The sequence below is a fragment of the Paenibacillus oryzae genome (genome assembly GCF_001675045.1).
In the GTDB taxonomy this organism is placed as follows: domain Bacteria; phylum Bacillota; class Bacilli; order Paenibacillales; family Paenibacillaceae; genus Pristimantibacillus; species Pristimantibacillus oryzae.
Genome location: NZ_LYPA01000037.1, coordinates 1 through 563, shown reverse-complemented (window position 1 = coordinate 563; position 563 = coordinate 1). Strand labels below are relative to the sequence as shown.

Genomic DNA, 563 nt, shown 5'->3' with positions numbered 1-563 from the left:
GCGTGAATGACATTAAAAGCTTAATGATGACGGTGAACGAATCAGCAGATCCGGACATCGCTATTGTATCGGCAGCCAAGACAGCGGCGGAAGCTGCGAGCTACAGCACCATGGATCAAGCAGCGGCGACCAGCGAGTCGGTCATTGCGGCGGCACTAAAAGCGACTGCTGAAGCAGCAGTCAACAACAACACGGTTATGGTCACGACCACCAGGGTTAGCTACACTGCGCCGATCGCGGGCGATGAGGAAAACCCGCAGGGTACAAACGGCAGCTACGCCTTCACCATAACGGTGTCTAAAGGCGAGAGAAGTCAGACTACCTCGCAGCAAACGATAGCGATTACCGCAACACCTTTTAGCGGCCTTACTAATACACAGGCCGTGGCTGCCGCCAAGGCGGCTTTGGCGGACGGAGAGATCGATGTTGCTTTTGGAGCCTCGCAGACTAACAAAACAGCAGCCGTACAGAGCTATGTAAATGGCTTGCTTATCGGGGATGCCGCAGGAGTAACAGCGATCGTCACCTACAACAGCGTCAGCGGCAACTATGATGTGGCACTG

Annotated in this window: 1 protein-coding gene; it reads left to right on the top strand. The window is 54.7% G+C overall.

Annotation, left to right across the window (positions count from 1 at the left end):
• A partial coding sequence (locus A7K91_RS26695) for a hypothetical protein (RefSeq protein WP_211274509.1) occupies positions 1–563 on the top strand: 563 nt, incomplete at both ends.